Source organism: Stieleria varia (genome assembly GCF_038443385.1).
In the GTDB taxonomy this organism is placed as follows: domain Bacteria; phylum Planctomycetota; class Planctomycetia; order Pirellulales; family Pirellulaceae; genus Stieleria; species Stieleria varia.
In genome coordinates this window covers 575,660-590,124 of sequence record NZ_CP151726.1, presented here as the reverse complement: position 1 = coordinate 590,124, position 14,465 = coordinate 575,660, and the positions used below count along the sequence as shown (strand labels likewise).

Annotated in this window: 10 protein-coding genes; 5 read left to right on the top strand and 5 right to left on the bottom strand. The window is 57.7% G+C overall.

Annotated features, from left to right (window positions below):
* Window positions 1–37: 37 nt before the first annotated feature.
* Both Pla52nx_RS02150 and aceE read right to left on the bottom strand, forming a co-directional pair.
* The gene (locus Pla52nx_RS02150) at window positions 38–1,498 is read right to left on the bottom strand and encodes a 2-oxo acid dehydrogenase subunit E2 (protein ID WP_146518061.1); all 1,461 of its coding nucleotides are present in this window, start codon (window positions 1,496–1,498) and stop codon (window positions 38–40) included.
* A 45-nt stretch (window positions 1,499–1,543) separates the two neighbouring features.
* Window positions 1,544–4,276 carry a pyruvate dehydrogenase (acetyl-transferring), homodimeric type gene (gene aceE, locus Pla52nx_RS02145; RefSeq protein ID WP_146518060.1) on the bottom strand — a complete coding sequence of 911 codons (2,733 nt, stop codon included), beginning with the start codon at window positions 4,274–4,276 and terminating at the stop codon, window positions 1,544–1,546.
* 302 nt (window positions 4,277–4,578) lie between these two features.
* Here aceE and Pla52nx_RS02140 point away from each other — a divergent pair, with 302 nt between their 5' ends.
* Both Pla52nx_RS02140 and Pla52nx_RS02135 read left to right on the top strand, forming a co-directional pair.
* Window positions 4,579–5,418, top strand: a complete 840-nt coding sequence (locus Pla52nx_RS02140) for an SDR family NAD(P)-dependent oxidoreductase (protein ID WP_231741649.1) — start codon at window positions 4,579–4,581, stop codon at window positions 5,416–5,418.
* A gap of 317 nt (window positions 5,419–5,735) precedes the next feature.
* Entirely contained in the window at window positions 5,736–7,259 is a 1,524-nt protein-coding gene (locus Pla52nx_RS02135) for a sulfatase (protein WP_231741648.1), read from the top strand.
* A 375-nt stretch (window positions 7,260–7,634) separates the two neighbouring features.
* On the opposite strand, the gene Pla52nx_RS02130 is transcribed toward Pla52nx_RS02135, so the two are convergent.
* Window positions 7,635–8,624 carry an ABC transporter ATP-binding protein gene (locus tag Pla52nx_RS02130; protein WP_146518059.1) on the bottom strand — a complete coding sequence of 330 codons (990 nt, stop codon included), beginning with the start codon at window positions 8,622–8,624 and terminating at the stop codon, window positions 7,635–7,637.
* A 116-nt stretch (window positions 8,625–8,740) separates the two neighbouring features.
* Between Pla52nx_RS02130 and ispF the strand changes: the two genes are divergently transcribed.
* Window positions 8,741–9,244 carry a 2-C-methyl-D-erythritol 2,4-cyclodiphosphate synthase gene (gene ispF / locus Pla52nx_RS02125; protein ID WP_146518058.1) on the top strand — a complete coding sequence of 168 codons (504 nt, stop codon included), beginning with the start codon at window positions 8,741–8,743 and terminating at the stop codon, window positions 9,242–9,244.
* Window positions 9,245–9,251: 7 nt separating this feature from the next.
* Here the strand turns inward: ispF and cutA are convergent, their stop codons facing one another.
* The gene (cutA, locus tag Pla52nx_RS02120; protein ID WP_231741647.1) at window positions 9,252–9,554 is read right to left on the bottom strand and encodes a divalent-cation tolerance protein CutA; all 303 of its coding nucleotides are present in this window, start codon (window positions 9,552–9,554) and stop codon (window positions 9,252–9,254) included.
* 87 nt (window positions 9,555–9,641) lie between these two features.
* Here cutA and Pla52nx_RS02115 point away from each other — a divergent pair, with 87 nt between their 5' ends.
* Window positions 9,642–10,934 carry a valine--pyruvate transaminase gene (locus tag Pla52nx_RS02115; RefSeq protein ID WP_146518056.1) on the top strand — a complete coding sequence of 431 codons (1,293 nt, stop codon included), beginning with the start codon at window positions 9,642–9,644 and terminating at the stop codon, window positions 10,932–10,934.
* A 16-nt stretch (window positions 10,935–10,950) separates the two neighbouring features.
* Here Pla52nx_RS02115 and Pla52nx_RS02110 read toward each other — a convergent pair whose 3' ends face one another.
* The gene (locus tag Pla52nx_RS02110; protein ID WP_197454217.1) at window positions 10,951–11,646 is read right to left on the bottom strand and encodes a HupE/UreJ family protein; all 696 of its coding nucleotides are present in this window, start codon (window positions 11,644–11,646) and stop codon (window positions 10,951–10,953) included.
* A 201-nt stretch (window positions 11,647–11,847) separates the two neighbouring features.
* Between Pla52nx_RS02110 and Pla52nx_RS02105 the strand changes: the two genes are divergently transcribed.
* Window positions 11,848–14,388 carry a dockerin type I domain-containing protein gene (locus Pla52nx_RS02105; protein WP_146518055.1) on the top strand — a complete coding sequence of 847 codons (2,541 nt, stop codon included), beginning with the start codon at window positions 11,848–11,850 and terminating at the stop codon, window positions 14,386–14,388.
* Window positions 14,389–14,465 lie beyond the last annotated feature (77 nt).

Genomic DNA, 14,465 nt, shown 5'->3' with positions numbered 1-14,465 from the left:
AGTGTCGATACCAACCCTTTGATAGCCCCCCCCAGCCTCAGAAGGCCAATAGCAGGCGGCTGGGGGCTTCTAGGTAGGCGATGATGTCGTTCAGGAAACGCGCCGCAGTGCCTCCGTCGACCAAGCGGTGGTCGTAGGACAGGCTCAGAGGCATCATCAGCCGAGGGCGGATCGAGTCGTCTGGCATCACGACGGGCAGCTTGCGGCTGCGTCCGACCAACAAGATCGCGACTTCGGGGACGTTGACGATCGGAGTGGAATACTGGCCGCCGATGGCACCCAGATTGCTGATCGTGAACGTTCCGCCTCGCAAATCGCTGACGGCAAACTGGCTGTTGCGGACTTTGCCGGACAACTCGGCGAGCGCCTTGGTCGTGTCCGGCACGCTCATGCGATCGGCGTCCTTCATCACCGGGACGATCAGCCCACGTTCGGTATCGACTGCGATCCCGACGTTAACATAGTGCTTGTAGATGATCTGCTCGTTTTCCGTGTCGATCGACGCGTTCATGGACGGATGGTTTTTCAAGGCCATCGCGACGGCTTTGATCAGAAACGGCATCGTCGTCAGCTTCATGCCCTTGGCCGCATACTCTTCCTTGCTGCTCTGACGAAGGGTTTCCAAATCGGTGATGTCGGCGTCGTCAAAGTTGGTCACGCGGGGAACGCTGGACCAACTGTTGTTCATCTGCGCGGCGATCGTCTTGCGCATGCGATCCATCCGCTCGACTCGGATCGGGCCGTAGTCGTCACGGTCCGAGGTGCCGGGCATGCCTGCGGACGTCGATGCCGGTTGGGACGGACTCGCTGGCGGCTGGGCGGCAGCGGCCTGGGATCGCGAGGATTGGTTTGCGGCGCGGACAACTGCCAGGACATCATCTCGGGTGATTCGACCGCCTTCGCCACTGCCGGGGACTCGGCTCAAGTCCACGCCGACTTCGCGGGCGAAGCGACGGATGGCCGGACCGGCTGGGATCACGCCGCCACTGCTGGCGGAGGTGTCTGCGGTGGCAGGCGAAGCTTGTGCTGGCGCGGTTGGTTGCGCTGGCGCGGCTGGCTGAGCTGGTGCCGCGGGAGCAGGCGGCGGGGCGACGGGCGGCGCGGGGGCTTCGGCGGCCGGTTTAGCGGGTGCCGGTGTCGGTTCGGCTGCTTTGGGTTCTGGTGCCTTGGGCTCGGCTGCCTCGGGCTCAGGTGCCGGTTCAGACGCTTCGGCTTTGGGTTCTTCGGGAGCAGGTGCGGGGGCCGAAGATTCAGCTCCTGCGGCCGCTTCGACTTCCAACAGCACGCCACCGACGGGGACCGTGTCTCCTTCGCCGACCAGGATCTTGGTGACCTTGCCGCCCACGTCGGAGGGGACGGGAACGGTTGCCTTGTCGGTTTCCATTTCCACGATGTCTTGTCCGGCTGAAATCGTGTCTCCCACGGAGACAAAGATTTCCAGAACGTCGCCGGATTCAATCCCGTCGCCCAGATCGGGCAGTTTTACTTCGGTAGCCATGCGTATAAAAATTTTTGTCAGTAATCGGTGAGTCAGTGGTCAGGTTCAGGCGAAATACGGATTGGGTTTGTCCGCATCGAAGTTCAAATCCTTGATCGCTTTGGCGACATCCTCTGCGGTGCACACGCCCGACTTGGCCAAACGGCTCAGCGTAGCGATCACGATCGACTCGGCGTCGACCTCAAAGTGGCGACGCAGGGCTTCGCGTGTTTCGCTGCGTCCCATTCCGTCGGTGCCCAGGCAATAGTAATCACCGGGGATCCAAGGTGTCAGCTGTTCGGACAAGGCGCGAACGTAATCGGTCGCACAAATGAACGGACCTTCGACGCCCTCCAGTTGCTGCTCCAAATAGCTTCGTCGCGGCTTCTCGGTCGGGTGCAGCATGTTCCAGCGATCGCAATCGCCCGCTTCGCGTCGCAGTTGCGTGTAGCTGGTCACGCTCCAAACATCGCTGCCGATGTTGTACTGCTCAGCCAACATCTCCTGTGCCTTGAGCACGCAGTTGAGGATCGCACCGCTGCCGAAGAGTTGGACGTGTGCCTTGGGTTGATCGACGGTTTTCGAGCGGAACTTGTACATGCCCTTGACGATGCCTTCCTCGCATCCCTCAGGCATCGGTGGGTGCGTGTACTCTTCGTTTTCCGCCATCAAGTAGTAAATGCACTCTTCGCCCTCTTGGTACATCTTCTTGAGTCCCTCGGCGATGATCACGACGGCTTCGTAGGCGAAAGCCGGGTCGTAAGCTCGCACGGTGGGGAACGCGATGGCGTTGAGCAAGCTGTGTCCGTCTTGGTGCTGAAGGCCTTCGCCGTTGAGCGTTGTGCGTCCGGCGGTGCCACCGATCAAGAAACCTTTGGCACGCATGTCGGCGGCCGCCCAGATCAAGTCGCCGATGCGTTGGAAACCGAACATGCTGTAGTAGATGAAGAACGGAATCATGTTCACGCCGTGGGCGCTGTAGGCCGTTCCGGCGGCGTTGAAGGAACTCATCGATCCGGCTTCGGTGATGCCTTCCTCCAAGATCTGACCGTCCTGGGCTTCCTTGTATTTCTGGATGATCCCCGAATCGACCGGATCGTAGAGTTGTCCCGAGTGAGCGTAGATGCCGAACTGGGTGAACATGCCTTCCATGCCGAACGTTCGTGACTCGTCTGGGACGATCGGCACCATGTACTTGCCGATTTTTTTGTCACGACACATGGCGATCAAGGTCTGAACGACGGCAAACGTCGTGCTGCAGCTCTTGTCTTCCAATCGCTTGATCAGTTTGCCGAAATCCTCCAACGTGGGCACTTCCATCGTCGGGTGCTCGGTCGGACGTGACGGTACCGGACCGCCCAATGCCGCGCGTCGTTCCTTCATGTACTTGATCTCGGCACTGCCTTCGGCCGGCTTATAGAACGGTGCTTTGCCGACGTCTTCGTCGCTGATCGGAATGCCGAACCGTGTGCGGAACTCCAGCAACTCGGCTTCGTTCATCTTCTTTTGGTTGTGGGCGACGTTGCGTCCTTCCCCTGCCTCGCCAAGTCCGTACCCCTTGACCGTCTTGGCCAAGATGACGGTGGGCTTGCCGTTCTTGTTTTGTGTCGCTTGGGCGTACGCCGCGTAGACCTTTTCCGGATCGTGTCCGCCGCGACGCATCTTTTCCAGTTTTTCGTCGCTAAAGGTTTCCACCATCTTCAGTAGTTCGGGATATTTGCCAAAGAAGTGTTCGCGGATGTAGCTGCCCGGCATCCCGGTGTACTTTTGGTACTGACCGTCGACGACTTCGTTCATGCGTTTGGCAAGCAGTCCGGTCGTGTCGTTGGCCAGCAAGGCGTCCCAATCGTCGCCCCACACAACCTTGATCACATTCCAGCCGGCACCACGGAAGATCGACTCCAGCTCTTGGATGATCTTGCCGTTGCCACGTACCGGGCCGTCGAGCCGTTGCAAGTTGCAGTTGATGACAAAGATCAGGTTGTCGAGCTTCTCACGCGCGGCCAATCCGATCGCGCCAAGTGTTTCCGGCTCGTCGCATTCGCCGTCACCAAGAAACGCCCACACGTTTTGGCCCGAGGTGTCTTTGATGCCGCGGTCACGCAGGTACTCGTTGAAGCGTGCTTGATAGATCGCCATGATCGGTCCCAAGCCCATTGAGACCGTGGGATACTCCCAGAATCCGGGCATCAACCATGGGTGCGGATAACTGCTCAAGCCGCCACCGGGCGCCAACTCACGTCGAAAATTCTCCAAGTGCTCTTCCGACAGTCGGCCTTCTAGGAAAGCGCGACTGTACATGCCGGGCGATGCGTGTCCTTGGAAATAAATCGTGTCGCCCGAGTAGCCATCTTCACCACGGCCTTTGAAGAAATGGTTGAACGCGATTTCATAAAGCGTGGCACTGGATGCGAACGTGCTGATGTGTCCGCCTACTCCGCCGCCTCGCTTGTTCGCACGAACCACCATGGCCATCGCGTTCCATCGTACGATGGACTTGATGCGACGCTCCAACTCACGGTTGCCGGGAAAGGGCGGTTGATCGTGAGGGGCGATCGTGTTGACGTACGGCGTGCGTGTATCGTCGGCCGACTGAATGCCTTCTTCGGCGGCTCGGTCACGTAGTTGCTCGATCAGAAAGCGAACGCGATCAGCGCCCTTGCTCTGCAACACATACTCAAGTGATGAAAGCCACTCTTGTGTTTCAGCGGCATCAACATCGACCTCCGCATCCAACTGCAGCAACTCGCCAACCTGTTTTTCGACTTCAGCTTGGGCGACCGATTTGGCATCCGACATGTTGTTATTTTCCCTGCAAGCGTTTGACCCACCACCGAACGTCGTTCGTCTGCGGGGTTTACGGTTATTCTGTTTCCACCGAAGATTAGCTGCCGGGGGTGCTCAGCGGCAAGGGCGAGCCCTCTAGCGGGGGCGATACCGCCCGCAATTCGCCTCCATTGTCGTCACTCCCGCCACATTATATGTACAAATGTACACTATTCATGGTGTGATTTGGTCGGTTTTTGGGACGGGCGTGGTCCATTTTGAGAAACCAGGCACTCTGCGCAAATCAATCGCCCGAGCGGAATGAGGGAATCGTTGTGAGCAAAAACGTTGTGAGCAAGAAACCCGACAGCAGCGAGTTCCGCGGCGCACGAGTGGTCGTCACCGGCGCGTCCAGCGGCATCGGTCAAGCGATTGCAGTTCGCACGGCCAACAGCGGCGCCAGCAGCGTCCTGGTTCACTACCGCAAGAACCGAGAGGGCGCAGAGCAGACCGCAGAGATGTTGCGTCAGCAGGGAACCGAAGTGTTTCTGACGTCGGCCGACTTGTCTGATCCCGATCAAGCGGAACAGTTGGTCGATGCGGCGTGGAACCAACTGGGGCACGTCACGACTTGGGTCAACAACGCCGGAGCTGATGTGCTGACCAGCAAGTCGGCGGAGCTCGATTTTCAGTCCAAGTTGCGTTTGCTGTTGGAAGTCGATTTGGTCAACACGATTGGACTGTCTCGTTTGGTCGCCGATCGGATGCTGAAGCAAACCGCTGCGGTCTCGGGTAGCAATGTGCCGCCGTCGATGACCTTCATCGGTTGGGATCAAGCACCCGCGGGAATGGAAGGCGACGCGGGTCAGATGTTCGGGCCGGTCAAAGCCGCGGTGATGGCTTATGCCAACAGTCTCGCGCAAACACTGTCGCCACATGTCCGCGTCAACACGGTCGCGCCCGGTTGGATCCAAACGGCTTGGGGGCAATCCACCAGTGAGTACTGGAATCAACGTGCCCGCTCACAATCGTTGATGGCACGTTGGGGCACACCGCAGGACGTCGCCCGCGCGGTGTGTTTTCTTGCCGCGCCGGGCAATACCTTTTGCACTGGGCAAACGCTGAACGTCAACGGCGGTTGGAACCGTCGACCTGATCATTTGGGTGGTGACTGACCGACCGAATTCACTCGCTTGCGATTCGTGCCGGTAAGCGTGAAGCCACGCGACTGACTACAGTCCTTGCAGCACGTTTGCACGAAACGACCTGCGCGGATTGGTGCAAAACAGTCTGCGCATATCAGCCGCCACGCGATAGCGTCCGGTTCTTGCACCTATACTCGGGAACCGGACGCTATCGCGTGCCGGCTGATGAATAATCCGCGCCTAGCGCCGTCGGCTCACACTGATAGACATTGCCGAGTAAGATACTGCTTGATGATCTCGATACAACACACTACGGCCCACTCGTTTCTGCCGCCGGAATACTCACCATGCGATCTTACCTGTCTTCCATTTGTCTTGGGTGTCTGACGATCGGCCTGCTGACGTTGATGTCGATGTCGGCTGACGCTCAGGACGCCAATCCCAATGCTCCTAAACACCATGCTCCCAAGCCCAATGTCATCGTGATCTTCATCGACGACCTCGGCTGGAAAGACATCGGATGCTACGGCAACGAGTTTGTCGAAACGCCACACATCGACGAGCTTGCCAAACAAGGCATGCGCTTCACTGATTTTTATGCCGCCGGCGCTGTCTGTTCGCCGACGCGGTGCGCGTTGCAGTCAGGGCAGAATCAAGCACGCATCGGAATCACTGCTCACATCCCCGGACATTGGCGTCCCTTTGAACGAGTGATCACGCCGTTGACCACGATGGCCTTGCCGCCTGACACGGTGACGGTTGCCGAATCACTCAAAGCGTCCGGATACGCGACGGGCTACATTGGCAAGTGGCACTTGGGCGGCGAAGCGGACCAGACGCCGGGCAGGCAAGGCTATGACTTTGACGCCGAGATCAATGGGCCGCATTACGAGGGCAAGTACCGGGCGCGGGACAAGTCGTTGCAGCCCAAGCCCGGTCAGTACCGAACGGATTTCGAAGCCGACTTGATGGTGCGGTTCATCGAAGAAAACTCGTCGCGACCATTCTTTGCCATCGTCTCACCCTTTGCCGTCCACATTCCGTTGGGCGCGATGAGTGAGAAAGTCGAAAAGTATCGCCAGAAGGCGGGTGGCGAGGATCATCTGCCGCATCCGATCTACGCTGCGATGATTGAACATGTGGACGACATGGTCGGCCGGATCGTACACGCTGTGGACGCAAACGGTTTGACGAACAAGACGATGATCTTGTTCACTTCGGACAACGGCGGTTTGTATCAGCGATACGACTACAACCCGGAGGCCGACCGCACCGTTTCGACTCAGACGCCACTCAAAGGCGAAAAGGGTTCGTTGCACGAAGGCGGCGTGCGAGTGCCGTTGATCATCAAGTACCCGCCGATGGTGCCGGCGGGATCGACGTGCAGTGAGCCGACGATCACCTATGATTTCTATCCCACGTTCGTTGACTTGGCAGGCGGATCGTTGCCCGTCAATCAACCGATCGACGGCCTCAGCTTGCGACCGCTATTGTCGGATCCAACGGCCCGACTGGATCGTGAGGCGTTGCATTGGCACTATCCCCACTACCATCACGATCGACCGGCCAGCAGCATCCGCGAGCGAGAGTGGAAATTGATCGAGTACCTCGACGGCACGGGCGATGTTGAGCTTTATCACTTGGCCGATGACTTGGGTGAAACGAAAAACCTGGTGATGGAAAAGGTGGGCCGCGCCGCGGACTTGAAACGCAAACTGGACCTTTGGCGACGAAGTGTCATCGCCCGCATGCCGATCCCCAACCCCAACTACGATCCCGATCGCGCCGGCCAGTGGTGGAACATGCGAACGGGAGAACCGGTCGATAGTGCATCGAGAACGCTGTTCCCAGGCACCGAGTTGGATTTGTGAGAGCGGCTGTCATCTGGCGGTTGCAGGACTCGCGTCGCCGAGCCTTGGGGGACGTGAGGCGGTGGGTACTATTTTCGTCCCAAAGGGACATGACAAAATAGCCCAGGGCAGAGCGCAGCGTCGCCCTGGGGTGTTGTGCGTCATTCACCCCCAAGCCCCGAAGTGGGCGTTACAGCGTTTTTCCCGACGCGAAATTGAGTTTGGCGACCGGTACGTTTTGGATTGAGAACGGTGTTTGGCCCTTTCAGGGCGAGGTGGTTGTAATCGGTTGTTCGGTTACCCAGGGCGGCGCTGCGCTCTGCCCTGGGCTTTCATGTTCGGCCCCTTCGGGACGTGCGGGCCATTGTGGGGGATCGCTGATCTCGCTGATTTCTTTTAGCTCGATGGGTTGGCGGCGGTTTCTCGGAATAGGTCGGCGATCACGTCTTCCAGTGGCGGGTCTTCCACCACGACGTCTTCGATCGGATGCGCCGCCAGGGTTTCGCTCAATGCGCGGGGGACCTCGGCGCGGGGGACTCGGACGCGGACTTTGGGCCATGTCTCGCTGAGGATTTCGCCCAAATGCGCTAGAGAGGGTTCATGCCCATCGGCCAATTGCAACGTGATGATCTTGTGGCTGGAGAATTTGTCGACGATTCCCGAGAGTGAACCATCGTACTCGATCCTTCCACGAGCGATCACGACGACACGTTTGCACAACGCCGCGACGTCTTTCATGTAGTGGCTGGTCAACAAGATCGTGATCTTGCGTTTCTCTTGGTAGTAACGCAAGAACTGTTGGATGTTGTGCTGCGCGATCACGTCCAATCCGATGGTCGGTTCGTCCAAGAACAAGACCTCTGGGCTGTGCAGCAGCGCCGCGATCAACTCCATCTTCATCCGCTCGCCCAGCGATAGTTCGCGGACGGGTTGGCTGAGTAGACGTTTGACATCGAGCAATTCCGTCAGCTCCTCCATCGTCGCGTTGAACTGCTGTGAGGGGATGCCGTAGATCTGTTGATGCAACCGATAGGATTCTTGCGCGGGCAAGTCCCACCAGAGTTGGTTTTTCTGTCCCATCACGAGGGCGAATCGACGTCGATACTCGTTTTTGCGTTGCCAGGGGACGAACCCCATCACGGTCGCCGAGCCGCTGGTCGGGTTGATGACGCCGCTGAGCAATTTCAGCGTGGTCGTCTTGCCCGCGCCGTTGGGGCCGAGGAAAGCGACGAATTCTCCTGCCTCGACTTGCAAGTCGATTCCTCGAACGGCGTCCACCTCGCTGTATTCGCGGTGGAACAATCCTCGAATACTTTCTCCCAAACCTTCGCGTTTTTTGTAGACTCGGTAGGACTTGGTCAGTTGCTGGACGTCGATGATCGGCATGAACGGTGTCGGCTCGGAGGAACGGGCGGCGTGGTGTATTGTAGCGCGATCGAGGCTTTTTGGTACATGACGGCCCCGACGAGTCCCCCAGTCACGATTTTGACACGGAATCAACCATGAATTCACCCAGCAAGACGTCTCCGCCCATTCGCATCGGGCTCGGCTATGATTCGCACCGCTTGGGCCGAGGAGGGCCGGTCCGAGTCGGCGGCGTCGACATCCCGGGCGACGTTCACGCGATCGGTCACAGCGACGCGGACGTCTTGTTGCACGCGATCACGGATGCGATTTTGGGTTCGGTATGCGAGCAAGACATCGGGCGGCTGTTTCCCAACACCGATCCAGACAACCGGGACCGCGACAGTGTCGACTTTCTGCGTGAAGCCATATCGCGATTGCACGGCAAGCACTACGCGATCGGCAACCTCGATTGTGTGATCTTGGCCGAGGCCCCCAAGATGGCGCCGCACATTGATGTGATGCGGAGTGTGATCGCGGAAACGTTGGGCATCGAGGTCGATCAAATCAGCATCAAAGCCAAATCGGGCGAGGGCGTCGGTGAGATCGGCAGCGGCCTGTCCATCGCAGCGCGAGCCGTGGTGCTGGTCCACAAGGTCTAACAGGCTGCTAAACCGTCGATTCGCGAACCCATGCCGCGTATCCCGCGTCCACATGAGTGCTTTGGACCATCACGATCTGCGGTTGGTCATAGGGATGAAGCTCGCGGAGGGTCTGCATCAACGTGGTGGCGACATCACGTGAAGTTTTGATCGTCAGGCGAATTTCTTCGTCCCGATGAAGTTGACCTTGCCATTGATAATGACTGATGATCGGGGCATCGATTTGCACGCAGGCGGCTAGCTTGCGTGAGATCAATTCCGACACCAACTGTTCGGCTTGATCGGTGCGGCCCACTGTGGTCCAACACACGAGTATCTGTTCTGATGGGATTTGTTCTGATGATGAAGTCGACATAGAGAACCAGACGATGATGCATCCGTGCGAGAGGAAATGACCATGCCCGACGATTCAGAAAACGCAGCTCCGACGTTCTCCGAATTTGGAAGTCGTCTTTGCCAAGGCAGCGGCATCGGTGAGTTAATGGACGATCTGGGCAACGCGCTGGCAAGCGGTGGCGATCAGATTTGCATGCTCGGTGGCGGCCAGCCGGCCCACATCGATGCGATCGACGCCATTTGGCAACAGCGCGTTCAGTCGCTCTGTGACGAACCCGGCGTCCTGGCTCGCGTGCTGGGCAACTACGAACCGCCTGCCGGCGGAACCCGCTTTCGCACGGCCATCGCGGACTTGATGCGACGTGAATTCGGGTGGGAAATCGGCCCGGAAAACGTTGCGGTCACATCGGGTGGTCAGACCGCTTTCTTTCTGCTGTTCAATGCGCTCGCGGGGCGAATGCCCGACGGAACACAACGCAAGGTGTTGTTGCCGTTGGTGCCCGAGTACATCGGGTACGCCGATCAATCGGTCGGCGGCGACATGTTTCGCGCCGTCAAACCCAAGATCGAAATGATCGGATCGCACGAGTTCAAGTACCGCGTGGACTTTGACAATCTGGTCGTCACCCCCGACATCGCGGCGATCTGTGTCTCACGTCCGACCAATCCGAGTGGCAACGTGCTGACCGATGAGGAGATTCACCGGCTCGCTGAACTTGCCCAGCGGCACGACATCCCGTTGATCATCGACAACGCCTATGGTGCTCCCTTTCCCGGTGCGATCTACACACCGGCGCATCCGGTTTGGAATGAAAACATCATCCTGACGCTCAGCTTGTCCAAACTCGGACTGCCCGGAACTCGTACGGGAATCGTGATCGCGAAAGAGTCGATCGCACGCGCCGTTTCATCCATGACATCGATCGTCGGCTTGGCCAACAACAATGTCGGGCAAGCCATCATCAGGCCGTTGGTGGAAAACGGCGAGATTCTGCGACTGAGCCGCGAAGTGATCCGTCCTTTCTACGAAGACCGTTCACGCAAGGCGATCCGATGGGCGCATGAGTCGTTTGATGACGCATTGCCGTATCGGCTGCATCGCAGCGAGGGGGCCTTCTTTCTGTGGTTGTGGATGGAGGATCTGCCGATCACGTCACGTGAACTTTATCAACGGCTCAAAGCACGCGACGTGTTGGTGGTGCCAGGGAACTATTTCTTTTACGGACTGGACGACATCGACTGGCCGCATCGCGACCAGTGCCTGCGTCTGACCTACACGATGCCCGACGAAATCGTGCAACGTGGTCTGGCCATCATCGGTGAAGAAATGTCACACGCGTATCGAGGCGAATGAACGCTGATGTCTGCGATCAGGCGATGAACAGATACAACCCAAATGCGACCGCAACACCACCGGCGTAGCGAATCAAATCCAAATCGGACTTTCGCACGGCGATTCGGTTGCCGATGCGTTGAGCGATGATGCCCAAACCGAGCAAACTGGCCGTGGCAATCACAAAGCCTGCCGCGTATGCCAGCCCGGTGGCTGTGCCGGGCATCTCGGGGGACATCTCGGTGCCATGCGCATGTCCGTGAAAGATTGCGAACATTGCGACCAACACGACGCTGGCCGTCAACGGCAGGCGGGCTGACAACGTGATCAGCAATCCCAGCACGAGTACCGAAGTGGCGATTCCGGTTTCGACCATGGGCAACGCCAGTCCCTGTGCTCCCATCCATCCTCCGGCCACCATGGCCGTCAAGAAACTCAGTGGCACCATCCACAGCGCGCGGCCGCCACACTGAGCCGCCCAAAGCCCGACCGCCAACATGGCGATCAAGTGATCCAGTCCCAGCAACGGATGCATGATCCCGCTCGTGATGCCGGCGGCATGCCCGAATGCGCTGGCATGCTCGTGCCCAGCGTGTGCATGGGCGAATGTCGGTGTCAAAGTGACAACAAGTCCTACGGCCAACCATTGACAAGCAGAACGAAGTGGATTGCGGGAAATCATGATTGTTTTGTCGGATTGCTTGCCGTCGGCGGTCCAAGCGGCGGCAAGCATCGCTCGCGTGGATCGTTGATGAATAGGGTCAAGTTTGCACCGCTGGTGCGGATCTATCATACTGTTGGCCGGTCAACTCTGGACACTGGACAGGCAATCGATTCGACTTTTCCGAATCTCTCTCATTCCGTTAGGGGCAAAGGCACTCAGCATGCGATCTAGAGCACTCACGTGCGCCGCCGCCATCGCTGCCACAGCATCATGATCTACAAGAAGACTATCAGACGTCCCTTGAGGGTGGAATCACTGGAATCACGTCGGCTGCTGGCCGTGCTGACCGTTACGAGTGCGAGTGACGATCTGGCTGACGATGGTCAGTTGACACTGCGTGAAGCCATCATGGCGGCCAATTCCAATCAAGTTGTCGATGGCGTCAGCGGCGAAACGGGAAAAGACATCATCGAGTTTGCCCCTGAGCTCTCGGAAGTCCCCCTGTTGCTCAATGGCAGATTGGAGATCACGGAGTCATTGACCATTCGTGGAAACGGTTCCTTCAACACGATTCTCCGCAGCAACAACAATGGTCTGTTGGGAATCTTACATCTGTCTGATCAGAACGGAGCCGAGGAGTATGTGATCGAAGGTATTTCACTAGAAGGAAGTGAAGTCCGCACGCCACAGAATGACGGTTTTGGCGGCGCCATTTATTTTGATAGCTCGAATCAGTCGAAGATTCTGATCCGCGACAGTTGGATTCATGACAACCAAGCGAACACTGGCGGTGGAGTGTTCATCAAAGGTGCCATTGTGCACGTCGATTCCTCCACGGTCTCAAACAACCTCTCAGATTTCGGCGGTGGTTTCAGCCTGCAGGCAGTGCAGGCCGTAATGACGAACACAACGATCGTTGGCAACGAAGCCACCGTCGTGTCGGGTGGCATCGACCATTTTGCATCGTACGATATCGAAACCGGATCGACGCTGGATTTGATCAACGTGACCATGGCACACAACATGGCCCCCGCGGGAACCAACATTCGAAACGGAGCCACTGATTACGATGCGACCGTTCGCGTCGCGAACTCCGTGATTTATAGTGCTGCCAATGGCAAAGATCTCCAGGATGACGTGTTCGGAACGGGACTCGCATTGAGTTCGTCTCTGGGGCACAACGTTTTTCATTACCGAGCACAGCTTCAGAAACGTGTCGACGACCAGCATTTTGGCATCGAAGACATCGGGCTCGTCGAACTGAACAACCAGGGAGGCAAGACACCCATCCGTGAACTGTTTCAAACCAGCAAAGCAATTGATGCCGGTGACAACACGCTGGCCATCGGTCCGGGACCCGACATGCTGTTGGGTACCGAGGATGACGTTTCGCTGATCTACGATCAAAGAGGTGAGGGGTTCTCAAGGATCGTCGATGGGGGCAGTGGCACCCTCACTATTGACAGCGGCGCCTCCGAGCAGCAGCGGACCTTCGATACACAGCAACCGCTCGTCGTCAGAAACTCGATCGACGAACTTTATCGACAGCATCCCGTGGATCCAAACGACCTGTCGCTCCGGGAGGCGATCGACATCGCAAATATCCGACAGGGTGCAGACGTCATTACCTTTGCGCCCGAACTGTCTGGCGAAACCATCAAACTTGTGAACGCTCCGTTGGACGTGACCGACTCCCTGAGGGTCAATGGTCTTGGGGCTGAAAACCTGACGCTGGATTCAGATTTCAAGCACCGGATCTTTGTCTTTCAAGACGGAATTTTTGGTGTTGAATCGGGGATTCTGTTCGAGTTGCAAGACATGAAGTTGATTAACGGAGACGCGCCCAGCGGTGGCGGCGCCATCTTTGCATTGCTGAACCAGATGATCATTCGGAACGTCGATTTCCGAGGCAACAAGAGCCCCAACTTTGGCGGTGCAGTCTTTGCAAATCAGACGGACACAACGATCATCAATTCGAATGTCGATTCCAACACAGCACCGCGTGGCGGTGGCATCGCGTTTTTGAACGCGTCAGGGGCGTTGCAAAACGTGAACTTCACCAACAACTACGCCACGGGCGTCGGGGGCGGTGGGTTTGCGGCGTGGGTGACCAAGCCAGCTGCCATCTCCGTCGTTTCGATCACCGATTCGACTTTCTCGGGCAATGTCGCGCCGACAGGATTCGACATTCACATCGCGACCACCGTCCCGCCCAACGAGGTCGAGTTGCATCTGAATCATTCGATCTTTTTGTCGCAGAACAAAGCTTGGCAGCACCCGACGGAGGCGACCGACGTCAACGCTGACAACATGGTCTCGGCACTGGACGCTTTGATGATCGTCAACGAATTGAGACAGCGGGTTTACTCGACCAGTGACATCGGCACGTTGCAGTCGTTGTTGCAAACAACGGATTTTCCCAATCTGTATTACGATGTCTCCGGAGACGGCAGAGTCTCTGCTTTGGATGCCCTGGAAGTCATCAATGAGATTCGCCGTCGCCGAGGTGAAAGCGAGCAAGTGATTTTCGATCCCAAGTCGGTGGTGGATCGTGTCATTGCGAACTCGGCATCCTATTGGCGGTCAACGGATGCACCTGAGTCTCAGGAGCGTGATCCGGACACTCAATCCGTTTTCGATAGCTCATCTCTTTTCGCGATCGAGTCGGTGCCGCAATCCATCGGTGACAAGGCCCAACGCTTCAGGCACCCCGATGCCGAGGCGCCTGCGGAAGAAGTCGACACTGCGCAGTCGTTGGAAACATCATTGATGCTGCTCGACGCAGCATTGGTCCAGCTTGTCGAGGACTGATCACGGACCAACGCCAGTGCGATAGACGACGGGCGTGCTCAAGACAGAGGAACAATACCTGTCGAGCACGATGCCGC